This window comes from Aggregatibacter sp., assembly GCF_057314075.1.
Window position 1 is genome coordinate 40,377 of the sequence record NZ_DBHLAR010000001.1, and the last position, 26,650, is coordinate 67,026.

The following is a 26,650-nucleotide window of genomic DNA, read 5'->3' on the forward strand; positions in this document are numbered from 1 at the left end:
CCGGCAAAGATAAGAGAGGACGCAATGCCAATTCTCACCACACATTTATTACAGGATGTGATTCATATCGCCCGGCAAGCGGGCGAGCATTTACGTCGTTTTTATCAACATTCGGTGTCTGTTCAAATCAAAGCGGACAACACACCGGTGACGGAAGCGGATTTGTTTGTCAGTCAATTTTTAACGGAAAAACTGACCGCACTTACACCGCAAATTCCCATTTTGTCAGAAGAAAATTGCAATATTCCCCTTGCGGAGCGACAGACATGGGAGTCCTATTGGTTAATTGACCCTCTTGATGGCACACAACAATTTATTAATCGAACTGATCAATTTTCCGTGCTCATTAGCTTAGTGAAAAATCATCAACCGGTGTTGGGTGTGATTCATGCGCCGATATTAGGCCACACCTATTACGCCATGAAAGGATTTGGTGCCTATAAGCTGCAAGAGGGAAAACCCTGTAAATTGCCATTCCGCGACATTGCGTTAGACCGACCTTTGCGCATTGCCGTCGGTTCTGCAGCAACGGCGGAAAAAGTGCGGTCGATTTTAATCCCGAATTTTGATTATGTATTTCACATCTGCGGTTCCAGCAGCTTAAAAAGTACCTTGGTTGCTGAGGGGATCTGTGATTGCTATATTCGCTTAGGCCGCACCGGTGAGTGGGATACGGCTGCCGCAGAGATTTTGCTGGCGGAAATGGGCGGAGTGGTTTTTGACTTAAATTATCAACCGCTGACTTACAATCAACGGGAATCTTTCGTGAATCCGAACTTTTTGATGGGCGTGACGCGAGATTTTCCATGGGATAATATCTTTCGCTCCGATTTATCAGAGTGATTAGAAATGCCGGATGATTTTCCTTATCATACGATGCATTTATTAAATCGTAACATTAATGTGGTAACCAAATGAAAACAGAAAACTGTTGTATCGTTATCTTCGGCGCGTCCGGAGATTTAACCTATCGTAAACTTATTCCGGCGTTGTATGACCTTTATAAAATTGATCGGTTAGGCGATGATTTCTCCGTTTTGGGTGTGGCGCGCACCGAATTAAACGACGATTCTTTCCGTGAAAAAATGCGTCAAACGCTAATTGAACACGAAGGCGCGGAAGGCGAATGTTTAGAACAATTTTGTCGCCACTTATATTACCAAGCCGTCAACACCTCAGACAAAGCGGATTATGCCAAACTGATTCCGCGCCTTGATGCCTTGCATGAAAACTATAAAACTAACGGCAACACCTTATATTATTTATCCACCCCACCAAGTTTATACGGCGTGATTCCGGAATGTTTAGCCGAGCATGGGTTAAACAAAGAAACACAAGGTTGGAAGCGTCTGATTGTGGAAAAACCGTTTGGTTATGATCGTAAAACGGCAGAAGCGTTGGACGTTCAAATTCACCGCTTCTTTGAGGAACACCAAATCTATCGTATCGACCATTACCTAGGTAAAGAAACCGTACAAAACCTACTTGTTCTACGTTTTTCTAATGGTTGGTTTGAGCCGCTTTGGAACCGCAATTTTATTGAGTATGTGGAAATCACCGGTGCCGAATCCATTGGCGTAGAAGACCGCGGTGGCTATTACGACGGTTCCGGCGCAATGCGCGATATGTTCCAAAACCATTTACTGCAAGTGTTGGCGATGGTGGCAATGGAGCCACCGGCGATTATCAATGCGGATTCCATGCGTGATGAAGTGGCGAAAGTATTGCACTGCTTACGCCCATTAACCCATGAAGACATGGAACATCATTTGGTGCTCGGACAATACACTGCCGCAGAAATTAACGGCAAAATGGCGAAAGGCTATTTGGAAGAAAAAGGTGTGCCGGCAGATTCCCGCACGGAAACCTACATGGCATTGCGTTGTGAAATTGAAAACTGGCGTTGGGCGGGCGTACCGTTTTATGTGCGTACCGGCAAGCGTTTACCGGCGCGTGTTACCGAAATTGTAATTCACTTTAAAACCACACCGCACCCGGTGTTCAGCCAAAATGCGCCGGAAAATAAATTGATCATCCGTATTCAGCCGGATGAAGCGATTTCCATGCGTTTCGGTTTGAAAAAACCGGGCGCCGGCTTTGAAGCAAAAGAAGTGTCCATGGATTTCCGTTATGCGGATTTAGAGGGCGCGACTGTAATGACCGCATACGAGCGTTTATTGCTTGATGCCATGAAAGGCGATGCGACCTTATTTGCCCGTACCGATGCCGTACACGCCGCTTGGAAATTTGTGCAACCGATTTTGGATTACAAAGCTCAAGGCGGCCGAGTGTATGACTATGAAGCCGGCAGTTGGGGCCCGGTAGCCGCAGACAAACTGATTGCCAAAGAAGGAAAAGTATGGCGCAAACCAAGCGGTTTGATGAAGAAAAAAGTTTAATTGAGTTAATCTCATGTAGGGTGGGCTTCAGCCCACCGTTCCTTTAACAGAATAAAAGGGTGGGCGAAAGCCCGCCCTACGGAAAAATAATGAACTATATTACCTTTCCAACTGCTCAACATGCGGTTGATAAAATCGCTCAAGAATTCGTGATTTATAGTCAAGCAAATCACCCTGTGCACATTTCCTTGTCCGGCGGTTCTACACCGAAATTACTGTTTAAAACCTTGGCTCAAGCCCCTTACGCGGATGCCATTAACTGGAAAAACCTTCATTTTTGGTGGGGCGATGATCGCATGGTGCCGCCATCTGATCCTGAAAGCAACTATGGCGAAGTGCAAAAACTCTTGTTTGATCACATCAACATTCCTGCTGAAAACATTCACCGAATTCGTGGCGAAAATGAACCGCACTTAGAGCTTAAACGCTTTCAAGAAGAATTAAGTGCGGTCATTTCTGACGGCGTTTTTGATTGGATTATCCTCGGCATGGGCGCAGACGGGCACACGGCTTCTTTGTTCCCGAATCAAACCGATTTTGCGGATGAAAACCTTGCGGTGATCGCTAAACATCCGGAAAGCGGACAGCTCCGCATTTCAAAAACCGCCAAATTAATCGAACAAGCCAAACGCATTACCTATTTGGTGACCGGCGAAGGCAAAGCGGAAATCCTCAAAGAAATTCAAACCACACCGGCGGAAAATCTGCCTTACCCGGCAGCTAAAATTCAGGCAAAAAACGGCGTGACGGAGTGGTATTTGGATAAAGCAGCGGCGAAGTTGCTATAACGGATTGCGATTAGGCATAGTGGGTTTCACAATATGATCGAATACAAAACCAATTTTCCTATTTCAGTAGAACAATTTATTGAATTGCTCAATAAAACTACTTTAGGCGCACGTCGTCCATTAGACGATGAAAAACGTGTGGCGGCGATGTTACATCATGCCGATTTATTGGTGACAGCTTGGGATGGTGAGTTATTGGTGGGTGTCGCCCGTTCGGTGACGGATTTTGCCTACTGCTGTTATTTGTCTGATTTGGCGGTGGACGAACAATATCAAAAACAAGGTATCGGTTTTCAGTTAATTGAACACACCAAACAGGCGTTACATCCACAAGCCAAAATCGTGCTTTTATCTGCTCCGCAAGCGGTGGATTATTATCCGCATATTGGATTTACACAGCACATGAGTGCATGGACGAAGAGTTAAAAAACGTTTTGAAAAGTGACCGCACTTTTGTGTAGCAAGAAGATGGATTACTGATAGCGCACGCTTCATAGTGTGTGCTTGTAGATAAAGGTCCATGTTGGGAAACGTACCCTGTCGTGGGGGGCGAAAAGTAAAAAGGGTGTAAGATCTGGCTATAGCAGATGTTAGCGTTAGTTTTTAATTTAATAACATTTATTTCTTAGGGTGAAAATATGAAAAAAATATTAGTGACATTATTTGCATCTCTCATATTGACCGCATGTGTGGCAGATAATAACAAGACTACTTCTTCACAGCCTGAAATTAATCAGATTAGTGATATTCCTGAAAGCATGAGAACCATCCCTAAAAAACAACTTCCTGATAATATAAAAGATGGTGAATTTACAGGAACTGCAAGTAATGGTCGAACTTTTAAAACAGTTGTAAAAAATGGATATGTAGATAAATATTTTGATGTTTATCACCCTAATGGGAAATTGCACTCTCATACACCATTGGTAAAAGGACTAGCTCAAGGATGGTCTGAAGGTTATACGCAAGAAGGTAAGTTAAGAACAAAAATTCTTTATAAAAATGGACATATAATTCGATTTCAAGTCTATGATGAAAAAGGTTCTTTGATTAAAGATATTAAAGAATAGAATTTATTTTGTAGAGTGCAAGTTGTTGCACCAAAGTATTCAAATCGGTACAACAACTTGTACCCTACCAACAGGAGAAAACAATGTCAGTAAAAGGCGACATCGGTGTTATCGGCTTAGCCGTAATGGGGCAAAACCTCATTTTAAATATGAATGATCATGGCTTTAAAGTCGTGGCATATAACCGTACCACTTCAAAAGTGGATGAATTTTTACAAGGTGCGGCAAAAGGCACCAATATTATCGGTGCTTATTCTTTGGAAGATTTGGCCGCTAAATTAGAAAAACCGCGCAAAGTGATGTTAATGGTGCGCGCGGGTGAGGTGGTTGATCAATTCATTGATGCATTACTACCGCACTTAGAAGAAGGCGACATCATTATTGATGGCGGTAACTCAAACTATCCGGACACTAACCGTCGTGTGGCGGCATTACGCGAAAAAGGCATTCGCTTTATCGGCACCGGCGTTTCCGGTGGTGAAGAGGGCGCGCGCCACGGGCCATCTATTATGCCGGGCGGTAACGAAGAAGCATGGCCATTTGTGAAACCGGTATTGCAAGCGATTTCCGCCAAAACTGACAAAGGCGAAGCGTGCTGTGACTGGGTGGGCAAAGATGGCGCAGGTCATTTCGTAAAAATGGTGCATAACGGCATCGAATACGGCGACATGCAATTAATTTGCGAAGCCTACCAATTCTTAAAAGAGGGCGTGGGCTTGTCTGATGATGAGTTGGAAGCCACCTTTAAAGCATGGCGCAACACCGAATTAGACAGCTACTTAATCGACATCACCGCCGATATTCTTGGCTATAAAGATGAAGACGGTAACCGCTTAGTAGATAAAATTTTAGACACCGCTGGGCAAAAAGGCACCGGTAAATGGACAGGGATCAATGCTCTTGATTTCGGTATTCCGTTGACCTTAATCACCGAGTCCGTATTCGCACGTTGCGTATCTGCTTTTAAAGATCAACGCGTTGCCGCAAGCCAATTATTCGGCAAAACCGTAGGCAAAGTGGAAGGCGATAAAAAAGAATGGATTGAAGCGGTGCGTAAAGCGCTATTGGCATCAAAAATCATTTCTTACGCACAAGGCTTTATGTTGATTCGTGAAGCCTCTGAAAACTTCAACTGGAACATCAACTACGGCAACACTGCCTTGTTATGGCGCGAAGGCTGTATTATTCGCAGCCGTTTCTTAGGTAACATTCGCGATGCGTACGAAGCGAACCCGGATTTAATCTTCTTAGGTTCCGACAGCTACTTCAAAGGCATTTTGGAAAACGCCATGGGCGAATGGCGCAAAGTGGTAGCGAGATCCATTCAAGTGGGTATTCCGATGCCATGTATGGCGTCTGCGATTACCTTCTTAGACGGCTACACCTCAGCCCGCTTGCCGGCAAATCTGTTGCAAGCGCAGCGTGACTACTTCGGCGCGCACACGTACGAACGCACCGACAAACCACGCGGCGAATTCTTCCACACGAACTGGACGGGACGCGGCGGAAATACCGCATCCACCACGTATGATGTGTAATTTGTAAAACACGCTGTAAATGGACCGCACTTTAAATGAAAGTGCGGTCATTTTTTTGAATGTTTTGGGGGTCGTATGTTATCGAAAGCCCGTTTAGAGCAAATCACGAAAATGGAAGACATTTTGAATGAAACCAATGATTTTTTAGCGGAAGCCGAAGCATTTTTGGAAAAATGGCAGGCGTTTCTGCCGAAAATGGAAACGTTGGAACGCTATTATTTTGACGGTGACTGGCGTGAGGATTATGCTGCTTATGAACAAGGCGAAATTCCACCTGACTTGCCTTGCGGTGTATTGGGCGAAGATCCGGTGTTTAACGCGAGCGTTATGCAGCGCGAATTGGCGGTACAATGGCTGAAATTAATTAGTCGAATTTTAGACAATAATAAATAAGTCGTACCAGATCATAAAAATGCAAATTATTCTCAAGTAGATCTATTTTTCTCCTCATTTCTTCTTTATAATCCCCCGCAATTTTTTACTCACTGGGAAAGTTAAGTATGAAAAAAAATAAAATGCGGGTCACAGTCTACGGTTTATTACCGGTCACGCTAGGTTTGTCAGCAGCAAATGTGGCGCTGGCGGATGAAAAATTAAATGAAATTCAAGTGCAAGGCGAGGTTGATTCGACTCGCCAAACGCAATCAGCGGTTGTTCATAAAAATGCCGAAACCATTCAAAAAGAACTCATTCGAGATACTCGCGATTTAGTTCGCTATACCACTGATGTTGGGATTAGTGATAACGGACGATTCCTAAAAGGGTTTTCTATTCGTGGCGTGGAAGGAAACCGAGTTGGTATTAGTGTAGATGGGGTGAATTTGCCTGATAGTGAGGAAAATACATTGTATTCACGTTATGGCAATTTTAACCCTTCTCGATTGAGTATTGATTCTGAGTTAGTCAGAGATATTGATATTGTTCGAGGATCAGATGCCTTTAATTCTGGTAGCGGTGCTTTAGGTGGTGGAGTTAATTACCATACTTTAGATGCACAAGATATTGTTAAACCCAATAATAAATTTGGTGCCTTATTACGTGGTGGATATGCCAGCAAAAATAGTGAGTGGGTCAGAACACTAGGTGCCGGGTATGTTGGTGATAAAGTGGATGCTATTTTTATGTATTCGCAACGTACAGGCCATCAAATGAAAAGTAAGGGAGAGGGGCCTGAATTTAATTATTCGAAAAGCCAACATCCTGATCCGGCGACTCACCGTTTTCATAGTTATTTAGCTAAGGTTGGCTATCAAATCACTCCTCATCATAAGGTAGGTGTTGGCGTTAATGGGCAGAAAGGAAACCGATATGTGGATGAGCGTAGCTACACTTCTTTCGGAAGTGCCTGGCGTGAAGCGGATGATCAAAATAAACGTATCAATATCAATGCGTATTACCTTTATACACCGGAATCTAATTACTTAGCGTTTGGTAAATTGGATTTTGATTATCAAAAAACAGATTTGGCAGCGGTCAACTATAAAGGACTACGCCATTGGCAAACAAACGAGAAGAAATTGGATGAAGTTTTTGATCGTCGGATGAAAACCGAATTTAAACGAATTTCTGCCGAATTAGAAAGTATGCCGTTTAATTGGGGTGGGGAACATGTCTTCTCTTTTAAAACGTATGCAAGTGAACGGGAATTTAAAAATATTAACCATGATACCAACGAATATGGATTAGACGAATGGTACACTATTCAAAGACCGGTAAAAACGAGGATGTACGGTGCTTCACTAAAAGATCAAATTACATGGAATCCTCATTTTGAAAGCGGCTGGCAACCAACATTTTCTGCAAATATTGGTACGCGTTATGATTACGCTAAACTTTCTCCTCAAGGTTTAAATGCTGCTTGTAGTAAGGCTTGCTTGGCAGAAGGGGAACCGGCACAAAGTAGTTTCTCAAATTGGAGCGGTTTTCTCGGTTTAGATGTTCAAACAACAGATACTTGGAAATTTGGCTATCAGTTAAGCACAGGTTATCGTATTCCTACTGCCACCGAATTATATTTCAGTTTTACCAATGCTTATGGTACATGGAAATCTAATCCTGGATTGAAGTCAGAGCGTAGCATCAACCATACGCTTTTTGCTAAAGCGCAGAATGAAAAAGGTATGTTTGACGTTCATTTATATCAGACTCGTTATCGTAATTTCTTGTTTGAGCAAGAAAGTATTATTGAACAAACCCAATATGGCCGGACTTACCAAACACCAATGCAACAAATGGTCAATGTTGATAATGCACGAGTAAATGGTGTAGAGGTGAAAGGAAGTCTGAATTTGGATACGGTTCTTTCTGTTCCGAAAGGTTTCAAACTATATGGAGCACTAGGTTATAGTAAAGGTAAGCTATCAAATTCAACCAGCCTGCTTTCTATTCAGCCAATAAAAGCTGTTTTAGGATTTGATTATGAAGATCCAAACGGTAAATGGGGTATTTTTAGCCGATTAACCTATTTAGGGGGCAAAAAAGCAAAAGATGCCAAGACCCTTGAAATTAAGAAGCGTTGTCTAGTATGGACTTATGATCCTTGGTTCGATAGAGATATTTGTTCAAAAGAAGAGTTATATCAATCTGTTGAAAACTATAAATATCTTAATAAATCTGCTTACTTAGTTGATTTATTTGGATTCTATAAAGTGACAGACGATATTACATTAAGAGCAGGGGTATATAACTTGTTTGATAAAAAATACCATACCTGGGATGCATTGCGCGGCATTAATGCAAACAGTACGACAAATAATATTGATAGAAATGGTGTAGGTCTTGAACGTTTTTATGCACCGGGACGTAACTATTCGGCCTCCGTCGAAATTCGCTTCTAATCCAAGCTGAAATTCATTGAAAAAACAGACCGCACTTTGAGCATTTCAAAGTGCGGTCAATTTTTTATGTGTTTTTTAAAAATTAATAGCTTGAGTTAATTAACACTTCTTCACCATATCCGCCAAGGGTTGGCATTGGTTGGTAAGTGGAGTTAGCGGCGCGCATGAGGCGGATGCCGCGAACGCCGGCTTCTTTGGCGGCAAGAATATCGTCGTCACTGTCGCCGTAGTGAATAGTAACTTTGTGTTCAATAATGCCAGGGGTTTTGTTGTATTTGGTGCTAAGCTCACGCCCGCCCATGAATTCTACCGGGTGCATGTCTTTAATATTAAAGGCTTTTTGTAATACTGGGGTAACGCCATCTTTATCGCCGGCAGTGCGTCCGGTGATGAAATAAATTTGGTCGCCACGGGCTTGGTGCATATTAATTAAATCTATGGCAATTTGTTTTGGAATGGAATATTGGTCACAACCGGCATTCACTTCATTCCAGAAATCTTGGTTTTTTAAGTAATCATGTTTGCCCGGGGAATATTTTTGTTGTCCGTGATAAAAACAAGGACTACTGAATAGCACGGTATCGTCAATATCAAAACTTACATTGATCGGTGCTTTACCTTCCAATTCTTTTTTCAGTTGCTCAACGGAAATCCAGTGGATTGGTTGTTCCACGAGCATTTCACGGGCATTGGTACCTTGATTGGTGTAAGGTTCGGTTTTGGTCGCCATGGCGGGAATTGCTGCCGCGGTTAAAAGGGCGACAAGAGAAAGTTTAACAAGATTTTTCATTGTGACTCCTGATGAGATTGTGAATATATCGGCGGCAATCCTACCTTTTTTGTTCTATTACGCAATTTCAAGCAATCGTTTGCTATACAAAATTCTGACCGTGATCACATTTTTATTATGTGATTGGTGAATAAATGACCAATATTATTTTTCCCCTTGAATTCCCCCTAAATTACCTCAATATAACCTCCACATTTTCCATTTTTAAAGGATAGCATTATGACTACGATTGTAAGTGTACGTCGCAACGGTAAGGTGGTTGTCGGCGGTGACGGACAGGTTTCCCTTGGCAATACAGTGATGAAAGGTAACGCGCGCAAAGTGCGTCGTTTGTATAACGGCAAAGTGTTAGCAGGTTTTGCGGGCGGCACGGCAGATGCCTTTACGTTGTTTGAGCTTTTTGAGCGTAAATTAGAAATGCACCAAGGGCATTTGCTGAAAAGTGCGGTGGAATTGGCGAAAGATTGGCGCACCGACCGTGCGTTGCGTAAATTGGAAGCGATGCTAATTGTGGCGGATGAAAAAGAAAGCCTGATCATTACCGGTATCGGCGATGTAGTACAACCGGAAGAAGATCAGATTCTTGCTATCGGTTCCGGCGGCAACTACGCTTTATCTGCTGCCCGTGCGTTAGTGGAAAACACCGAGTTGTCGGCGCGTGAAATTGTGGAAAAATCTCTCAAAATTGCCGGTGAAATTTGTGTGTTTACCAATACCAATTTCACTATTGAAGAATTGCCGAATTAAAAATTTATAAGGAATAAACCATGTCTGAAATGACGCCTCGTGAAATAGTTTCTGAATTAGATCAACATATTATCGGTCAAAGCGACGCTAAGCGCGCAGTGGCGATTGCCCTAAGAAACCGTTGGCGCAGAATGCAGCTGCAAGAGCCAATGCGCCATGAAGTGACCCCGAAAAATATTCTTATGATTGGGCCGACCGGCGTGGGGAAAACCGAAATTGCCCGCCGTTTGGCAAAATTAGCCAATGCGCCGTTCATTAAAGTAGAAGCCACCAAATTTACCGAAGTGGGTTATGTGGGCAAAGAAGTGGATTCCATTATTCGCGATTTAACCGACAGCGCCATGAAGTTGGTACGCCAACAGGAAATCGTCAAAAATCGTGCTAAAGCGGAAGAAGCGGCAGAAGAGCGAATTTTAGATGCCTTATTGCCTGCGGCGAAGAACCAATGGGGTGAAGTGGAAAACCGCGATAGTCAAAGCAACACCCGTCAGATTTTCCGTAAGAAATTACGCGAAGGTCAGTTAGATGATAAAGAAGTGGAAATCGATGTGGCCGGTGTGCCGATGGGCGTGGAAATCATGGCACCTCCGGGCATGGAAGACATGACCAGTCAATTACAATCCATGTTTGAGAACCTTTCCGGTAGCCAAACCAAAAAACGCAAAATGAAAATTAAGGATGCGCTAAAAACCTTAATTGACGATGAAGCGGCGAAATTGGTGAATCTGGAAGAGTTGAAACAAAAAGCCATTGATGCGGTGGAGCAAAACGGCATCGTGTTTATCGATGAAATCGACAAAATTTGTAAGAAAGGCGAATACAGTGGCGCAGATGTCTCCCGTGAGGGCGTACAACGCGATTTATTGCCGTTGGTGGAAGGCTCAACCGTTAACACCAAACACGGTATGGTCAAAACCGATCACATTTTGTTTATCGCTTCCGGTGCGTTCCAAGTGGCACGTCCGTCGGATTTAATCCCGGAATTACAAGGTCGTTTGCCGATTCGCGTGGAGCTTTCCGCACTCACTGCTGAGGATTTTGAGCGTATTCTGACTGAGCCGAACGCCTCTTTAACCGAGCAATACAAAGCGTTAATGGCAACGGAAGGGGTGAATATCGAATTCACTCAAGATGCCATTAAGAAAATCGCTGAAGCGGCATTTCGTGTTAATGAAAAAACCGAAAATATCGGTGCTCGCCGTTTGCATACGGTGATGGAGCGCTTAATGGATAAAATCTCCTTCAATGCCAGCGATATGGACGGTCAAACCGTGAACATTGATGCCGCATATGTCACCGAAGCCTTGGGTGAGGTGATTGAGAATGAAGATTTAAGCCGTTTCATTCTGTAATTTTTTCTTTGTTATGAAGGCACGATAAACATCGTGCCTTTTGTTTTCTTAAGTGCGGTGGGTTTTTAGAAAGTTTTTGTAGTTGCAGGGTAAGTTGTTTACAATGAGCCCATCTTTTCATCAGCTTGAGTGTCATTATGCAAATAAAAAAATGCCTTGTCGCATTATTATTAGGCTCCGTGTTATTAACCGGATGTTCCTCTTCCATCGATCCACAAACCGGTGAACGTAAAGATGCCTTGGAAGGGTTTAACCGTAAAATGTGGGATTTCAACTATCACGTTGCTGACCCTTATGTGTTAAAACCGTTAGCTAAGGGTTGGAAAAACTATGTGCCAAGCCCGGTGCGTACCGGTGTCATCAATGTGGCAGATAACCTTGATGAACCGGCAAGTTTTGCCAACCGTTTGATTCAAGGGGATTTTAAGCAGGCACTCATTCATTTTAACCGTTTCTGGATTAACACGATTTTCGGTTTGGGCGGTTTAATTGATGTGGCAAGTTATAGCGACCCGTTGAAAAAACAAGGCGATAACCGTTTTGGTGATACATTAGGACGCTATGGTGTTGGAACCGGTCCTTATGTGATGTTGCCGTTATATGGTGCCGCAACACCGCGTCAAGATATTGGTAATCTGGTGGATACAACCTATCCAATGCTTTCCTTGCTTGGTCCTTGGGGTTTCTTGAAAGCCGGTTTGCAAGGCATTGATACACGCGCGAAATTGATGGATAAGGAAGCATTGTTAGATCAGGCGCAAGACCCGTATGTTACTTTCCGCGAAGCTTATTTCCAACATTTGGAACAACGCATTAACGGCGATAAAGAGAAAAAAGCGGATCCGGTTTTATCAAACGATATACTCAACCAAATTGATTAATAGGAGAGCGGTTATGGAAATGTCATCTACCCAACGTTTAATTTTAGTTAACCAATATAAATTAATGGCGTTATTGGATCCGACCAATGCGGCAAAATACCAACGTTTAGAAGCCATTGTAAAAGGTGGGTTCAGCTTGGAATTGCGTGAATTGGATAATGAGTTTTCAGTGATTTCGGAAGAAGAATGCCGCACGGTATTGGATACGTTGGAAATGTACAAAGCGTTGCAAATTTCCTATAACAATTTGACTGATAAATCCGAATTAAGTGAACACCGCTTACAGTTTGTCGGTTACTGTGCTGTGCGTGAGAAAAAATACCTTAACTATCTCCGTTTCATCACGAGCGTGGAAGGGAAATATCAGGAATTTATGCGTTGTGAACACGGTTGTGATTCTCAAACACCAATGAGAGACAAATATTCCCGCATGATCGATGCATGGAAAGCATGCCCGCATGAATATCATTTAAGCATGGCGGAAATTCAGAATATCTTGAACGCTTAATTTTTAAAAACACCGCAAAAATAAACCGCACTTTAGTGACTAAAGTGCGGTTTATTTTTTATGGTGAATTTTATTGGGGATTACAAATAAGATTTTTCAACCACTTTCAAGTTGTCATCTAATTTATACACCAACGGCTGACCGGTTGGGATTTCTAAATCCATGATATCCGCATCGGAAATGCCTTCGATATGTTTTGCAAGTGCGCGCAAAGAGTTACCGTGTGCAACCACTAAAACGCGTTTACCGCTTAATAATGCCGGTGCGATTTGGTCTTCCCAGAATGGAAGTACACGCTCTAAGGTGACTTTTAAGTTTTCGCCATCCGGAATGACATCAGCCGGTAAGTGTGCGTAGCGACGGTCATTGTGGGCAGAATTCGGGTCTTTCGGATCTAATAATGGTGGTAATGTGTCGTAAGAACGGCGCCAAATGTGAACTTGCTCATCACCGTATTTTTCGGCGGTGGCTTTTTTGTCTAAACCTTGTAGTTCACCGTAGTGACGTTCGTTTAAACGCCAGTTTTTCACTTGTGGAATCCATAATTGGTGAGATTCTTCTAACACGATATTACAGGTTTTGATCGCACGAGTGAGGACGGAGGTGAAAGCAATGTCGAATTCAAAACCGGCATTCAATAATTTTTGACCTGCGGTTTTGGCTTCTTCCACGCCGCGCTCAGTCAAATTGACATCACGCCAACCGGTAAATAAGTTTTTTGCATTCCATTCACTGAAACCGTGACGAATAAAAACTAATTCCATAATGAGTCTCCTAGATTAATTAAAAAAACTGCCTCAGTTATAGCAAAAAAACGCTTTTTTATAAAGGAAAAAGTCTTTTATTTTCCACCGCACTTTTTGCGTCAAGAGGTCGTCTTTCGGGCGTTTTTCTGCTCGTTTCTTTCATAAAAAAAGAGGCTGCTGATTGCTTTTGAAGAATCTGTGAAATAGATCAAAATACAGGGAATTAATCGGAAATAAACGTTTTACTTTCAGTATTTTTTAGATAGTCTAACAGACATTCTTAATATTTTATTTTCTAGAAGGAAGACATGATGACAACACTTTTCGAGATTGCACAAAATTGGTTAAACCAAGATCCGGACGCTGAAACGCACGCAGAATTAGCCGCACTTTTAAGCGCGGCAAAACGTGGCGATGCAAAAGCGGAAGCTGAACTGGCTGCCCGTTTTGACGGACGTTTACAATTCGGTACCGCCGGTTTACGCGGTCGTCTGCAAGCCGGTTCCATGGGGATGAATCGTGTGTTGGTGGCACAAGCCGCCGGCGGGTTGGCTGAGTATTTAAAAGGGTATGATCATCAGCCTTCCATCGTGATTGGCTATGACGGTCGTAAAAACTCCGATGTATTTGCACGCGACACGGCTGAAATCATGGCTGGCGCCGGTATTAAAGCGTATTTATTACCCCGCAAATTACCAACGCCGGTGTTGGCTTATGCTATTCAATATTTTGATACTACCGCAGGCGTGATGGTGACGGCGAGCCACAATCCACCGGAAGATAACGGCTATAAAGTTTATTTAGGCAAAGCCAACGGTGGCGGACAAATTGTATCTCCGGCAGACAAAGACATTGCTGCATTAATTGATAAAGTTGCGGCAGGCAGTGTGAAAGATTTACCGCGCAGCCAAGATTACGTTGTGTTAGATGACACCGTGGTGGACGCTTATATTGAGAAAACAGCCACACTTGCGAAAGAACCACAAACCGACATTAACTATGTTTACACCGCCATGCACGGCGTGGGCTATGAAGTGTTGAGCAAAACGTTGACAAAAGCGGGCTTGCCACAACCGCACATCGTTGCCGAACAAGTCTGGCCGGACGGCACTTTCCCAACCGTGAATTTCCCGAACCCGGAAGAAAAAGGGGCATTAGATTTAGCGATTCAAGTGGCAAAAGCACACAATGCCGAATTTATTATTGCGAATGACCCGGATGCTGACCGTTTAGCGGTGGCAGTGCCGGATGCTGAAGGCAACTGGAAACCATTGCACGGCAACGTGGTGGGTTGCTTCTTAGGTTGGTATTTGGCGAAACAATATCAAGCGCAAGGTAAAAAAGGCGTATTGGCTTGTTCTCTTGTGTCCTCACCTGCTTTGGCTGAGATTGCGAAACGTTATGGTTTTGAATCCCAAGAAACTCTTACCGGCTTTAAATACATCGGTAAAGTTCAAGGCTTGTTATTTGGTTTTGAAGAAGCATTGGGCTATTTGGTGGATCCGGATAAAGTACGCGATAAAGACGGCATTTCGGCTGCCATCGTGTTCTTGGATTTAGTCCGTAGTTTGAAAAAACAAGGCAAAACCTTGGCAGATTATGCAGAGGAGTTCACCAAAGAATTTGGCGCCTATGTGAGCGGACAAATTTCTATTCGTGTGAGTGATTTGTCTGAAATCGGCAAATTAATGATCGCACTTCGCAACAACCCGCCAAGCCAAATCGGTGGTTTCAATGTGGCACAATTTATCGACCACACCAAAACCGACCGTCAAAGCGACATTTTGGTCTTCGTCTTGGAAAACGGCAGCCGCCTTATTGCGCGTCCGTCCGGTACTGAACCGAAAATCAAGTTCTATCTTGATGCGCGTGGTACCGATCCGAAAAATGCCGATCACGTGTTGGCGGAATTCGATGCGGCAGTTCACGCGATTTTACGTCAAGAAGCGTATGGTAAGCAGGATTGCTAATCAGCCCGACTAACGAGAAATAAAAAACGGTATTCTTATCTAAGAATACCGTTTTATTTTGGAAAGTGCGGTGGATTTATGCCGCTTTTTTCTCAAAGAATTTCATTAATGGCAATATCACCAAACAACAAATTGCGCCTACAGCTAAACCGGTAACCAGTGTGGCGATTTGTCCTAAAGCGCCTTCAGCAAGCTGAATATTTGCCCAAAAGTGGTGAATTGCCTCAACGTTATGCACGAAAATTCCGCCACCGACCAAGAACATCGCCAGGGTGCCAATGAAGCTTAATGAGCGCATGAATTTTGGCATTAAAAATAAAACGCCTTTGCCGACATGGCTTGCGATACCACCTTTTTGCATTAAAAATAAACCGAAATCATCGGCTTTGACGATAAGCGCCACAATGCCGTAAACGAAAAAAGTGATGCCAATTCCAATGAGTGAAAGGGCGATGATTTGCACGGAAATCGGTGATTCGGCAAGTTCGCCTAAGGCGATAATAATAATTTCGGCAGAAAGAATAAAATCTGTGCGTACCGCACCACGAATTTTGGCTTTTTCATCGAAAGCATTTTTTTCGTGATGGTGTTCATGAGAAAAAAATTTATGCAGGATTTTTTCCACGCCCTCAAAGCACAAATAGGCACCACCGAGCATTAATAAGGGCACAATGAGCGCCGGCAAAAAGGCAGCTAACAACAGTGCGATAGGAATTAAAATCACCTTATTCACCAAGGAACCTTTTGCCACCGCCCATACAATCGGCAATTCCCGTTCCGCAGTGGCGCCGGTTACTTGATTGGCATTCAACGCCAAATCATCCCCTACCACACCGACCGTTTTCTTGGCAGCCACTTTGGTCATCACAGACACATCATCCAATAACGATGCAATATCATCCAATAAAGTAAACAATGAGCTAAACGCCATTTTCTTTCCTTGTGTTAAAGCGAAACAAATAGGCGCATATTGTGGGGAGGAGGACGAGGGGAAGTCAATGAGAATTTACGAAAGTGCGGTTAAAAACGAGGGAGATTTTGACCGCACTCTATTTAAATAATAAATTCAATGCGTTATAAGTTACACTTTCCCTTATCCCACTTAGGATCTTGATAGCCACATTCAGCGGGAGAAAGATATATATACCCCTTAGTATTCATACATTCATCAAGATTTTTATATCTTTTGTCATTTATTTGATAGTTTTGCGGATAGTAGTGTAGATTTATATCACCATACTTTCCTCCACAAGAAACAAGATCTTTCCATCGTTGTTTTGAGTTTGTGTGTCCTAGTAGTTCTTTTTTTTGATACCCTGCAATTAATGGATATTCTTTCCCCTTATCAACACAATTAACCATTTGTGGAGTATAAAAACATCCGTTTGAATACCAACATCCGTTTAATATAAAACAAAGAAGAAATAAGGAGTATCTTATTTTATTTACCTACTATTTTCATCAAAAGTTCAAACATATCTGATGACATTACATCGGATAAAGCCCCAGATAGTGCGCGTTTCCTAACGCGTGCCAAAAACATCCGTTTTGTTTGATTCAGGTTTTCACTATTTTTATTAACAACTTCATTCAGTTTGTCTATTTTAGTTAGATTCAAGCACGCGTCAGGAGACGCGCGCTATCTAAGGGTGTTGCTCGCTCGTGATATTTCCGTAGAAAAAGCATTAGAAAAAGTAGAACGTGCTTACGCGAAGTTGAATATAAAATTATAAGATTTGCTTAACAATAAGCATCGTTGAAAATACGAAAAGTGCGGTCATTTTTTGAGAGGTTTTAAAACCCTTTGAAAATTGACCGCACTTTAATTCAACAATTTCTTTTGTATAAGTTTAAATATAGCTTACTCTAGGCTATTAGAATGGAAATATTGAGTTATTTTTTGATATAAAACTCCTAAATATATCTACAGACCATAACAATTTACTCCCATGCTCTTTTAATAAATAAAACTTTATCACGCATTAATTATTTTACTCTTACATCCTCATCATTAAGCCATTCATACTTTTTAGGAGAATCTTTATATAAAGGCGTTCCATTCACTCTCATACAATGAACAAAAATATCACTCATATTAACTCTATAAGCATCACCATATTTATGTTTTTTCTCATAAAACAATGGTTTAGTTATCTTGTTGCAGTATTGTTCATTTTTAACCCTCAATAACTTTGTTTCTTGAGGTTCGTTTTCATAAAAGATTCGTCTTTCTTTATCAAGCTCAGCGGCATTACTCCTCACAGAATAATTTCCATTCCAAAACCTATAAATAAAACAGGAATTACTACCACTTAAGCAACAAGATTGCAAAATCATTATGAAAGGTATTAATTTTATAATATTAGCCATCATTTATCTCCGCTATTCTACATTGCCGAGAATTTGATTGGCTGAAACCACGCCCCCTCGGCTGTTAATGTCACTATTGCGTGACACCAAATATACTTGCGGCACAAGTGCGGTGACTTTACGTCCGTCAGCTAGCGTAATCTCTTTATTGACAAACCAAACCATATCGCTGGTCAGTTTTGACATTTTTTTGGCGGTTAAGTTAAATTAACGTATTTGTTGAGAAGAGTAAATTTAAAGTGCGGTTAGTTTTTGAGAGGTTTTAAAACCCTTTGAAAATTGACCGCACTTTATAGATTTCCGCTATCTTTAAAAAGAAATCCACATACCATTTTAATGATATTTTTGGCACTATCATTTTTTCATGGTGTGCATACAATCCATAACTTTCAAACTTATGACCTCTCGTTCCTCATTTGTCTTATCAGGAAGATTTTTATATTTCTCATAACATGATTCAAAAATTTTTTGTTCCTCATATGGCCTTTCAGGTATCACATCCCCATTCCAGAACCGAACAAAATAACTATTAGAAGAAACACACGAGGTTAAAATAAAGCACAAAAATAAAATGGATATATTATTCATTATTCCCTCTTTGAATATTAACTGATTTAGGTAGAGATAAATTTCGATTAGTGTCTCCCCAAATTTTATCAAAATCTAGGAAATATTTATTCTTTGCTTGATTAGCTTTTGAAACTACCTCCCCCCACGATGGCGCGCGTTTCCTAACGCGTGCCTAAAACATCAATTTCGTTTGATTAAGATTTTTACTATTTTCATTAACAATTTCATTTTGTTTGTTTTTAGATAGATTTAAGCACGTGTCAGGAGACGCGCGCTATCTAGGGGGGCTACTATTTAAAAAATAAAATTTGTATAAGACAAACAATAATCCCTATAAAAATACCTATTTTTATAGAAGGATTTCTAAAAAAATAAAACCATTTTTCCTTTGTTGTATTTTTAAATAAATATTCATCATCAGAATGGATATATGTATCTTCTAAAGATTTATATGTCTCCCCCTCATCTCCTCTAACTCTAGTACCATCATTTAATTTTTTGGCAATAGCTATTAGCTTTTCTATATGCTTATCATCCGTAGTATTAATGTAATATTCACCTTTAATACCTTCAGTATAAAAAATAGTAAAAGAAGGATCATCTTTATCATAATAAAACTCTAAAGTTCCATTTTTATTTATCTCTTCCTTCATGTTGAATTCTTTAAATAAAAACGCTTTAAACTTTTCTTTATCCATAATGAGTTTAGAAGAAATATCTTTTTTATTCGTATTAACTAAAGAAATATGATAAGCCATTATTTATCCTCACGATTGCACTCATTTCCTAACGCGTGCCTAAAACATCCGTTTTGTTTGATTCAGGTCTTCACTATTTTTATTAATAACTTCAGTTTGCTCACGCCTTGCTACAATTAGACTGTTTTTACTTCCTATATTTATCATATATAGCACAATCTTTAGGTCTATGATAACAATAAAGCCAACTGTTGGTTTTAAATATATAACCATTTTCATATATGCATTTAGCATATAAATCCTGATTATTATCTATATGGTGAATTTTTTCAAAACATTTATTTTTTAATTCTGCTGATGCTTTAACTTTACTTTCTCTGTGTTCCCAGTATGCCATTTTATCTATGGTATAACTTTCCCTATAAGTAAACATTGTCCAACATCCTGATAAAAAACAAGAAATAATAACAATACTTAAAAATTTCATCTTTCTTTTCCTACATTTTCAAATTCTCTGACACCTTTAGTATAAGGATAAAAGGATCTCAAAAGCTTTTCTTTCTTTTGAATCTCATTTAAATCAGTTTCAATATATTTTATATTTCTTATATTCTGATTAGCCTCTGAATGCGCCTGACCAAATGATAACCCCTCTACTTGTTTAGCATTCGGGTTATTTCCAATAAATAGTCCTCCTAATCCAGAATAGACCGCATCTCCCTTAACTCCATGATATTCAGTATTGACACCTCCAAACAATTGCTTCGCTTGTTTATCTACCCGTTCTGATGGATAGGAACCTCCTAAATGCAAGAAATTCACTTTTGTATTGTCATACCGATTCCCTACATATTCCGACCAATTCAACATATTTTTATTTCCCGAAACGCCTAGACTATGTGCCACATTATTCGCACTTATCGGCTCTTTTCCTTGGGCGATTCTATGTGCATTATATTCATTCAGTTTTTTAGTAATTTGAGCGTGATCCCTCGTGGCATTTGATGCACCAAACACACTTGGTAAATTTGCCCATGCCCTAAAACGCTCAAATCCAGTGAAGATAAACTCATTGAGATAGTTGGTACTACCTCGATTTAAAATGACAGCCGTTTCATTAATCGATGATAAGTCTTTATCATATAAAATCGCACTTGATACTTTATCTTCTCTGCTTAAATTTAACATACCCGCTGTTGCAACTTTACTGAGTAATTGTGCTTGTTCATCTGTAAGGATGTCATTACCATAAATAATACGTTTTAATGCTTGTGAATTATCGGATTTAAAATCTAAACAGCTTATGTGATTACAATTTTCTGTTTTCTTTTGAATGGAAAATACGGAATCCTCATTTTTTTCCATTTGATAATAGATTTCATCACCCATACTATTAATATTCTCCACAAATTTTGTTGCCACACTTAAATCGCTCTCTAAATCAGATTTAATTGACTCAATATCCGCTTTAGCTAATTTTTGATGACGATTTTCCTGATTTAAGGTTTCAATCGTTTCATTAATAGATTTCCCGGTTAATTGCTCTTGTACTTCCTTGTCTCTAATAATGAGATTTTTGGTGTTAATTGAACTTGTTGTAACGCCATGTTCACTACCTTTATCGCTTACTTGTCCTAAAAGCCCGGTGATCAATCCTTTCGCTAATCCCCAGTTTCCTTGAGAGCCAATGCCGGCGATTCCTCCGGTTTCCACTTTTCCGCTTCCATCAGCGTTATTTTGGCCGATTTTTTGTAATTCGACACCACCGATTTCTTTTGGCGCATTTCCACCACCGATGGTAACGCCTCCTCCAACGCCAAATCCTTTCGCATTGTGGTTAGAGTAATTTTCGATATCTGAATGTGTAATTGTTCCTGTACTAAAACGATTTTTCCCTTCCTTTTCTGCTGTCTCAGTTGAAGTGATGATAGCACCTTTTAAATCCGTATGTTTTTCCACATTCACATCATAGCCATCATCCCCTGCATAGATGCCGGCTTGTTCATTGACGCTGGCATGGTCGGCATTGACTTTGGATTTATTGTAGCTTCCCCCTGCGGAGAACCCATAACCGATGGTTACACTGCCGCTGACATTCGTTTGCTTGCCATCATAGCTAGATTTATCTTGCAAACTTTTGATATTCAAGTTGTCGGCATTGACTTCAACGCGTTTACCTTTTATTTGGCTCCCAATAAGGTTTGTATCACCACCGCTTTGTATTGTGGTTTGGCTGTTGGCGTCACCCACGTGGCTTGCCACATAAGTGGTTTCATCGCTGTTACCATAACCTTTACCTCGGTTTCCACCCACAGTAATCCCGGCCGCAACGCCATTACCAAATTTCACAGCCACCCCCACGTTAAAGCCGCTTGATTTATTGGTGCTGCGCTCCAGGTGGGTTTGTTCGGCAGCTTTGATATCGATATGGTTATCTGCAGCAAGGTGAGTGCCTTGTTTGCCTGAGATATCCGCACCTTCAATATGAATATTTGAATCTTTTCCGGCACCACTTGCTTTGATATTCACGTTGCCGCCTGCATTCACTTGAGACGTAGCCGCTGTTTTGCCTTCTGTATGGGTTTTCGATTCGCTTTTTTGTTGTCCGTAAGTAATTTGAATTCCCACCATAGAATCCATTCCTTCGCTACCATTCATGACGTTGCCTAAGGCATTTTGTGCTTGACCGACAGCTTGTCCTGCACGATAAGCGTCAAATCCGGTATTAACCGCAGACATCGCATTAATTCGATTATTCTTACTGTTGCCTGTTTGTTGCGCGCTTTTGATGGTGCTTTGTACGGCTTGTAATGCCGATAAAATAGGGGAGGTAATCGCAATCGTTAACCCTTTTTGTTCGAAGGTTTGTTTCATATTGCTTTCGTATTTATCATCCGCCGCTTTAATGGTGGCTTGTTGGGCAAGAATATCAACATCGCCTTTGGCGCTACTGACCCTACTTGCGGTTTGAGTGTAGCGGTTTTCAGCAATGAATCGGGTCTCGTTATTGAGGCTGCCAACTTGGCTACCGGAGGCGTAAAGTTTGGTTTGGTCGGTTTCTAGCGTTTGTTTTTGGCTACCAAAGGTGACACCAATGCCACCGCCAAGCATGCCTGATTTTTTCTTGCTGTAAACATCTTCCGAATATATGCGGTTCTCCGCTTCTCTAATATCAATATTTTTTCCTTGTGCGGTGAATCCATTTTCTGCCACAAGGCTGCTTCCTTGCACTTTAATATTGCCATTATTGGATTGAAGGTGAATTTTATCAGCATCGATCATGGAAGCTTCAGCAAGGTCATAATCATGACGGTGTTTGGCGGTGATCGTTTTTTTGCTAAACAAACCGCGATCGGTTGTTTTGATAGCACTATTTAAGTGTTCTTTCCCCCGTCCTTCGTGAATATCGATATTACCCTGTGCTGCAATGGTCGTTTCACCGTCAGAATGTAGTTGATTTCCTGTGACGGTGATGTTTTGACCGGCAATATACTGTGCGTTTCCTTTAACTTGAATTTGATTACCGATTTGATTTTCTTGATCCAACAAATAATAGTTATCCGCATTCATACGGTAATGTTCTTTGTTAATACGAGTCACCGTACCTAGCTCTAAATCGCCTTTTGCATAAAATGCAGCATCACCGGCAATATTGGCATGTATTCCTTTTACTACAATATTTTCATCGGCATGAACCTGAAGCTTGCCGTTTTTGTCTGTGAGATTAAGTTCAGCCATTTTGCTGATATCTTGTTTGTAAAAGTCACCGGTATCTTTTGTGTCGGATAACTTACTTTCAATACGAAGATTTTTCGCGCGAGCAGTCAGGTTATCTTTTGCTTCAAAGGTTCCCCCCAGATTTAAGAGATCATTCTCCGCACTAAGAGAAAGGTGATTTGCCTGTAATCGTCCTTCGTTGTTTTTGATATTTTTGGCAGTCATGGACAGGGTGTTATGGCCTAAAATCGTGCCTGAATTGTCGATCTGGTTCATACCACGAATGATGACATGATTGGCAGAAATCAGGCTTCCTTCACCATTAATTTTGCTGTTTCTGCGAGAAAGGTAAACTTTCGGCGCGAGAACATTGATTTTTTCACCATTAGGTAATTGTGTTTCACGTTTTTCGAACCAAACTAAATCACTTGTTAGTTCCTTCATTTGCGCTGCCGTGAGCGCCACGCCCGGAGTTAAATTCCACTTCTTGGCATAGTATAGGCCGTTATCCATTAAGGCTTTATATTGTTCATAATCAGACGTATAGCCCTCTAAAAAACGGCGCCCTGTGAGTTGATTAATTTGTTCGTTGATTAAACGTTGTTCATAGAATCCATCGCCTAGGCGTTTAAGCATATTTTGCGGATCGGTACGCAGTGCATGGAACATATAATCGCTACTTAGCCATTGTCGTTTATCGGCGAAACGCGGATCGGTTTCAACAATATAGTGGCTATCAGCATGAGGATTAATTTTATACAAACTTTGATTTGGCAAACGTAGCGTGTTTTCAACATCGCCTATTGCGTTTGCCGGTGTGCGTGCCGTAACGGAGGTATTCTCACTTTCTTTTCTGACCGCTTCCGGATCACCAATGTGGTTTTTAACCACATTAAAGTTAAAGTGTTCTGTCGGATGGGCGACTTCATAATGCTTATGGTCTGTGTCTTTATGCCCATGGGATTTCTTGATCCCACGACTACGATAGTGGACCCATTTAAAAACCGTGCCTTGATCAAGACGATCAATGTTGCCGATCACATCTTCATTAATTAAGGTGGCATCGCCCTGTGAAAGGGTTTGATGGGAGATATTTTGTGTGATCGGTTGTTCACCGAGAATCAAGTTTTTGCCGACCAGCAGTTTGCTGTATTGGTTTTTGAGATGATCACCGGTTAAAGAAAGATGACCTCCAATCAGTATTTTTCCCGGTGTTTGAACATCAATTTTGGATGTTTTGGTTGTTCTGTTATAGCGCCAGCCAATCCAGTCATTTTGATATTGCGTTGGGCGACCATCATAAAATTGAAACCACGCTTCTGAGCGTTTTTTATTCCAAGCAAAAATACCGTCTTTATCTACCGTAAAACGTTGACTGTCGGTTGTTTTTGCAACTTGGTGAAAATATTCGCGAGATTCGTTGATGCCTAATTTGAGGTGTAAATCCGTATTGAGTAACGTGGCGGTATTGATTTTTCCATCGCCCATCGCTTCAATGATGCCACTGCCATTAATGATCTCTTTGGCTTGCCCGATCGCTTCACCGTTTTCCGATAATTTTCCTCCGATATGTAAATCACCCAAGCTAAAAATGAAACTTTGATCAAGGTTTTTCAGCGTATTGATGCCAAAATCAAGGCGTTTTCGTGCAGCGATAGTGGCTGATGAATCCGCTTCCTTGGCATTCGTTAAATGAGTCGCAGCAAAAGAAAGTTGATTGCCATAAATACGTCCGGTACCTACATTATTTAGACTTTCTCCTTCAATTCGCGTCGTTTCGCCATCGATGAGTCCTCGGTTAGTGAAAAGTGCGGTGGAAATTTGCGTTGTTTTTGATGAAATTTCTGCGGCTTCGGTGTTTTCTATTTCTGCAGCGCGAATATTGATGTGATGGCCAATGTTTAATTTGCTCTTATTGGTGAATTTTCCCTCGGTGGTAAAACGTAAATCACCGTTGACCTGAAAGGCGTTATTGAGCTCAATACTATCGGTTAAAGCGATGTCTGCATTGCCTGTGGTGCTAATGGTTCCTTCATTTTGCAATGTTTTGGCGGTTAAGGTTACGTGTTTCCCCGCATGTATTCTCCCTTCCGCGTTATTGATATTCGCGTGGGATTTATCACCGTTCACGTCTAACTGATTGGCAGAGAGAATATCGCCTTGCTGATTATTCAATGTGGTTGCGACATTCAATGTTCCGCGTTGGGTTGCATAAATACCACCGGACTGGTTGTTGATCTGTTGTGTGGTTAAGGTAATTTGAGCTGCTTGTATCCCTTGGGTTGGATTTGCCGTATTCTTTGTGCCTCGATTATCCAATGTTTGGGTTTGAAGATGGATGTTATCTGATGCGACAATGAGTGAACCTTCCTCGGAGACCTTGCGATTATCAACATGAGTCGCATTGATTTGAATCTGTTTGCCTGCCAAGGTGCCTTTGCGGTTATCTACGGTTTTTGCTTTCAAATCTTGCTTTTCTTTTGTGTGAATAGTGCCGCGGTTTTCAATGTTTTCACTTGATTGAACCTGGATATTCCCTTGTGCGCCGATAAACCCTTGGTTCACAACATGACCTTTGGCATCAATGACGACTTCGCCGGCAGATGCGCCAATGTGCCCGGCATGATTGACGCCAAGACCTTGCTCGGTGCCGATTAAGTGAATTTTTTCTGCATACATTCCGCCGAGATAGGTTACATCCAATGCAAAGTGCGGTGGATTTTCTGACTGTTTTTCTTTCTCGGTAGTATGAATAATTTGCACGCTATCATTGTTTTTCGTCACCCGATTTTTACCTGTGGTGACATTGACCTTCCGTTTACTCCAAACACCGGCATTGATTTCTGCGCTGCGACTGATGATATCTGTGTAGTCTGTTTGGCTGTTGTCGAGTCCTTTCCCTTCTACGGTCACTTTGCCTTTCTCGACCTTGAAACTGTCTAGCGAACCATGATGAATTTCCGGTTTCCCGGTGGTGAAGGTCGCGCGTTCTGCATTGATGATGCCGCAACCCTGGCAATGAATACCGTTAGGGTTGGCAATAATGACATCTGCTTTTTTCCCGGCAACCTCAACATATCCTTTCAGTTGGCTGGGATGATTGGAATTGACTTCATTCAGGATCACCTTGGCTTCTCCACCGGCCAGATAAGGGTTGCCTTGAATCCAACCGCCCTGTTGGGTCTGCGTATTTTTCCGACTGTTATTTAAGATGGCTCCTTGCGTATCGACGTCAAAATGGGTGTAACGGTTATGGGATAGTCCTTGCTCATTCGGTGTTTGAATGTTGACTTGAGGTAATCCATTGGCGGTTTGTAAAACAACGGGGCGTTGATTTGTCGCTGCCGCTGAATCGGCTTGAATCATCAATGTCTCGGCATGCGCTGATGGTGAGATAAAGGAAACAAAACCGAGAGCACAAAAGACGGCGAACGTCAGGGATTGCAGTGAAGGATAAAATGAAAAACACGCCGAATATTGACCGCACTTGAGATCGCCTGTTTCTGTGTTTCCTGCGGTTGCTTTTTTCGCTAGTTCTGAGGTAACGATAAAACGTTGTAAGGTTTTGCTAAAAAGGACGCGATAGCGATGTTTGTTCATAATGTATCCTTGTGGTTTATTCGGTTGATTTTATGTGTGTCAACGTATTGTGTTGTCATGCTTAAGTGG

Annotated in this window: 20 protein-coding genes and 2 pseudogenes; 14 read left to right on the top strand and 8 right to left on the bottom strand. The window is 41.5% G+C overall.

From position 1 onward, the window contains the following. Positions 1-24 precede the first annotated feature (24 nt). From cysQ to ACO5E4_RS00235, 8 genes are all read left to right on the top strand, one after another. Positions 25-843: a 3'(2'),5'-bisphosphate nucleotidase CysQ gene (gene cysQ / locus ACO5E4_RS00200; RefSeq protein ID WP_485861659.1), complete on the top strand. Its 819-nt coding sequence runs from the start codon at positions 25-27 to the stop codon at positions 841-843. A gap of 71 nt (positions 844-914) precedes the next feature. Beyond that, positions 915-2,399: a glucose-6-phosphate dehydrogenase gene (zwf, locus tag ACO5E4_RS00205; RefSeq protein ID WP_308666492.1), complete on the top strand. Its 1,485-nt coding sequence runs from the start codon at positions 915-917 to the stop codon at positions 2,397-2,399. An 89-nt stretch (positions 2,400-2,488) separates the two neighbouring features. Then, entirely contained in the window at positions 2,489-3,187 is a 699-nt protein-coding gene (gene pgl / locus ACO5E4_RS00210; RefSeq protein WP_485861660.1) for a 6-phosphogluconolactonase, read from the top strand. 33 nt (positions 3,188-3,220) lie between these two features. Beyond that, positions 3,221-3,613, top strand: a complete 393-nt coding sequence (locus ACO5E4_RS00215; protein WP_485861661.1) for a GNAT family N-acetyltransferase — start codon at positions 3,221-3,223, stop codon at positions 3,611-3,613. A gap of 212 nt (positions 3,614-3,825) precedes the next feature. After that, positions 3,826-4,257 (top strand): hypothetical protein, encoded by a 432-nt coding sequence (locus ACO5E4_RS00220; RefSeq protein ID WP_314954348.1) that lies wholly within the window; start codon positions 3,826-3,828, stop codon positions 4,255-4,257. A gap of 83 nt (positions 4,258-4,340) precedes the next feature. Next, positions 4,341-5,795 (top strand): decarboxylating NADP(+)-dependent phosphogluconate dehydrogenase, encoded by a 1,455-nt coding sequence (gnd, locus tag ACO5E4_RS00225; RefSeq protein ID WP_485861662.1) that lies wholly within the window; start codon positions 4,341-4,343, stop codon positions 5,793-5,795. 75 nt (positions 5,796-5,870) lie between these two features. Further along, positions 5,871-6,188, top strand: coding sequence for a DUF4298 domain-containing protein (locus ACO5E4_RS00230; protein WP_005715616.1), 318 nt, complete (start codon positions 5,871-5,873; stop codon positions 6,186-6,188). A 107-nt stretch (positions 6,189-6,295) separates the two neighbouring features. Further along, positions 6,296-8,632 (top strand): TonB-dependent hemoglobin/transferrin/lactoferrin family receptor, encoded by a 2,337-nt coding sequence (locus ACO5E4_RS00235; RefSeq protein WP_485861663.1) that lies wholly within the window; start codon positions 6,296-6,298, stop codon positions 8,630-8,632. 82 nt (positions 8,633-8,714) lie between these two features. Here the strand turns inward: ACO5E4_RS00235 and aphA are convergent, their stop codons facing one another. Next, entirely contained in the window at positions 8,715-9,422 is a 708-nt protein-coding gene (aphA, locus tag ACO5E4_RS00240; RefSeq protein ID WP_485861664.1) for an acid phosphatase AphA, read from the bottom strand. 219 nt (positions 9,423-9,641) lie between these two features. Between aphA and hslV the strand changes: the two genes are divergently transcribed. From hslV to ACO5E4_RS00260, 4 genes are all read left to right on the top strand, one after another. Then, complete coding sequence (hslV, locus tag ACO5E4_RS00245; protein ID WP_005704683.1) at positions 9,642-10,169, top strand: ATP-dependent protease subunit HslV; 528 nt, start codon at positions 9,642-9,644, stop codon at positions 10,167-10,169. 20 nt (positions 10,170-10,189) lie between these two features. After that, on the top strand, positions 10,190-11,521 hold the full coding sequence (gene hslU / locus ACO5E4_RS00250; protein WP_485861665.1) for an ATP-dependent protease ATPase subunit HslU: 1,332 nt from the start codon (positions 10,190-10,192) through the stop codon (positions 11,519-11,521). 137 nt (positions 11,522-11,658) lie between these two features. Then, positions 11,659-12,402, top strand: coding sequence for an MlaA family lipoprotein (locus tag ACO5E4_RS00255; protein WP_485861666.1), 744 nt, complete (start codon positions 11,659-11,661; stop codon positions 12,400-12,402). Between the two features lie 13 nt (positions 12,403-12,415). Then, a complete protein-coding gene (locus tag ACO5E4_RS00260; RefSeq protein ID WP_485861667.1) occupies positions 12,416-12,910 on the top strand; it encodes a YfbU family protein in 495 nt (164 codons plus the stop codon). 80 nt (positions 12,911-12,990) lie between these two features. Here ACO5E4_RS00260 and ACO5E4_RS00265 read toward each other — a convergent pair whose 3' ends face one another. Then, positions 12,991-13,674: a 2,3-diphosphoglycerate-dependent phosphoglycerate mutase gene (locus ACO5E4_RS00265; RefSeq protein ID WP_048749730.1), complete on the bottom strand. Its 684-nt coding sequence runs from the start codon at positions 13,672-13,674 to the stop codon at positions 12,991-12,993. Positions 13,675-13,967: 293 nt separating this feature from the next. Between ACO5E4_RS00265 and ACO5E4_RS00270 the strand changes: the two genes are divergently transcribed. Then, positions 13,968-15,626, top strand: a complete 1,659-nt coding sequence (locus tag ACO5E4_RS00270; RefSeq protein WP_485861683.1) for a phospho-sugar mutase — start codon at positions 13,968-13,970, stop codon at positions 15,624-15,626. 76 nt (positions 15,627-15,702) lie between these two features. On the opposite strand, the gene ACO5E4_RS00275 is transcribed toward ACO5E4_RS00270, so the two are convergent. Next, a complete protein-coding gene (locus tag ACO5E4_RS00275) occupies positions 15,703-16,557 on the bottom strand; it encodes a DUF808 domain-containing protein (RefSeq protein ID WP_485861668.1) in 855 nt (284 codons plus the stop codon). A 706-nt stretch (positions 16,558-17,263) separates the two neighbouring features. On the opposite strand from ACO5E4_RS00275, the pseudogene ACO5E4_RS00280 reads away from it, so the two are divergent. Then, positions 17,264-17,359: pseudogene (locus ACO5E4_RS00280) on the top strand (phosphoribosylglycinamide formyltransferase); the annotation flags it as partial. A 253-nt stretch (positions 17,360-17,612) separates the two neighbouring features. Here ACO5E4_RS00280 and ACO5E4_RS00285 read toward each other — a convergent pair. The 5 genes and pseudogenes from ACO5E4_RS00285 to ACO5E4_RS00305 form a co-directional block, all read right to left on the bottom strand. Beyond that, a complete protein-coding gene (locus ACO5E4_RS00285; protein WP_485861669.1) occupies positions 17,613-17,999 on the bottom strand; it encodes a hypothetical protein in 387 nt (128 codons plus the stop codon). A 15-nt stretch (positions 18,000-18,014) separates the two neighbouring features. After that, positions 18,015-18,197, bottom strand: a pseudogene (locus ACO5E4_RS00290) (hypothetical protein); the annotation flags it as partial. Positions 18,198-18,856: 659 nt separating this feature from the next. After that, positions 18,857-19,324 (bottom strand): hypothetical protein, encoded by a 468-nt coding sequence (locus tag ACO5E4_RS00295; protein ID WP_485861670.1) that lies wholly within the window; start codon positions 19,322-19,324, stop codon positions 18,857-18,859. A 127-nt stretch (positions 19,325-19,451) separates the two neighbouring features. Next, positions 19,452-19,751, bottom strand: coding sequence for a hypothetical protein (locus ACO5E4_RS00300; protein WP_082161924.1), 300 nt, complete (start codon positions 19,749-19,751; stop codon positions 19,452-19,454). Beyond that, on the bottom strand, positions 19,748-26,581 hold the full coding sequence (locus tag ACO5E4_RS00305) for a two-partner secretion domain-containing protein (RefSeq protein WP_485861671.1): 6,834 nt from the start codon (positions 26,579-26,581) through the stop codon (positions 19,748-19,750). Before ACO5E4_RS00305 ends, ACO5E4_RS00300 begins: the two co-directional genes overlap by 4 nt. Between the last annotated feature and the right edge of the window lie 69 nt (positions 26,582-26,650).

Bases quoted from the DNA above. Each gene is read 5' to 3' on its own strand.
- ACO5E4_RS00220 (WP_314954348.1), top strand. From the start codon at position 3,826: ATGAAAAAAATATTAGTGACATTATTTGCATCTCTCATATTGACCGCA.
- ACO5E4_RS00260 (WP_485861667.1), top strand. From the start codon at position 12,416: ATGGAAATGTCATCTACCCAACGTTTAATTTTAGTTAACCAATATAAA.
- pgl (WP_485861660.1), top strand. From the start codon at position 2,489: ATGAACTATATTACCTTTCCAACTGCTCAACATGCGGTTGATAAAATC.
- ACO5E4_RS00215 (WP_485861661.1), top strand. From the start codon at position 3,221: ATGATCGAATACAAAACCAATTTTCCTATTTCAGTAGAACAATTTATT.
- ACO5E4_RS00285 (WP_485861669.1), bottom strand. From the start codon at position 17,999: ATGATGGCTAATATTATAAAATTAATACCTTTCATAATGATTTTGCAA.
- ACO5E4_RS00265 (WP_048749730.1), bottom strand. From the start codon at position 13,674: ATGGAATTAGTTTTTATTCGTCACGGTTTCAGTGAATGGAATGCAAAA.
- gnd (WP_485861662.1), top strand. From the start codon at position 4,341: ATGTCAGTAAAAGGCGACATCGGTGTTATCGGCTTAGCCGTAATGGGG.
- hslV (WP_005704683.1), top strand. From the start codon at position 9,642: ATGACTACGATTGTAAGTGTACGTCGCAACGGTAAGGTGGTTGTCGGC.
- ACO5E4_RS00255 (WP_485861666.1), top strand. From the start codon at position 11,659: ATGCAAATAAAAAAATGCCTTGTCGCATTATTATTAGGCTCCGTGTTA.
- ACO5E4_RS00275 (WP_485861668.1), bottom strand. From the start codon at position 16,557: ATGGCGTTTAGCTCATTGTTTACTTTATTGGATGATATTGCATCGTTA.
- ACO5E4_RS00300 (WP_082161924.1), bottom strand. From the start codon at position 19,751: ATGAAATTTTTAAGTATTGTTATTATTTCTTGTTTTTTATCAGGATGT.
- ACO5E4_RS00230 (WP_005715616.1), top strand. From the start codon at position 5,871: ATGTTATCGAAAGCCCGTTTAGAGCAAATCACGAAAATGGAAGACATT.
- zwf (WP_308666492.1), top strand. From the start codon at position 915: ATGAAAACAGAAAACTGTTGTATCGTTATCTTCGGCGCGTCCGGAGAT.
- aphA (WP_485861664.1), bottom strand. From the start codon at position 9,422: ATGAAAAATCTTGTTAAACTTTCTCTTGTCGCCCTTTTAACCGCGGCA.
- cysQ (WP_485861659.1), top strand. From the start codon at position 25: ATGCCAATTCTCACCACACATTTATTACAGGATGTGATTCATATCGCC.
- ACO5E4_RS00270 (WP_485861683.1), top strand. From the start codon at position 13,968: ATGACAACACTTTTCGAGATTGCACAAAATTGGTTAAACCAAGATCCG.
- ACO5E4_RS00305 (WP_485861671.1), bottom strand. From the start codon at position 26,581: ATGAACAAACATCGCTATCGCGTCCTTTTTAGCAAAACCTTACAACGT.
- ACO5E4_RS00295 (WP_485861670.1), bottom strand. From the start codon at position 19,324: ATGGCTTATCATATTTCTTTAGTTAATACGAATAAAAAAGATATTTCT.
- hslU (WP_485861665.1), top strand. From the start codon at position 10,190: ATGTCTGAAATGACGCCTCGTGAAATAGTTTCTGAATTAGATCAACAT.
- ACO5E4_RS00235 (WP_485861663.1), top strand. From the start codon at position 6,296: ATGAAAAAAAATAAAATGCGGGTCACAGTCTACGGTTTATTACCGGTC.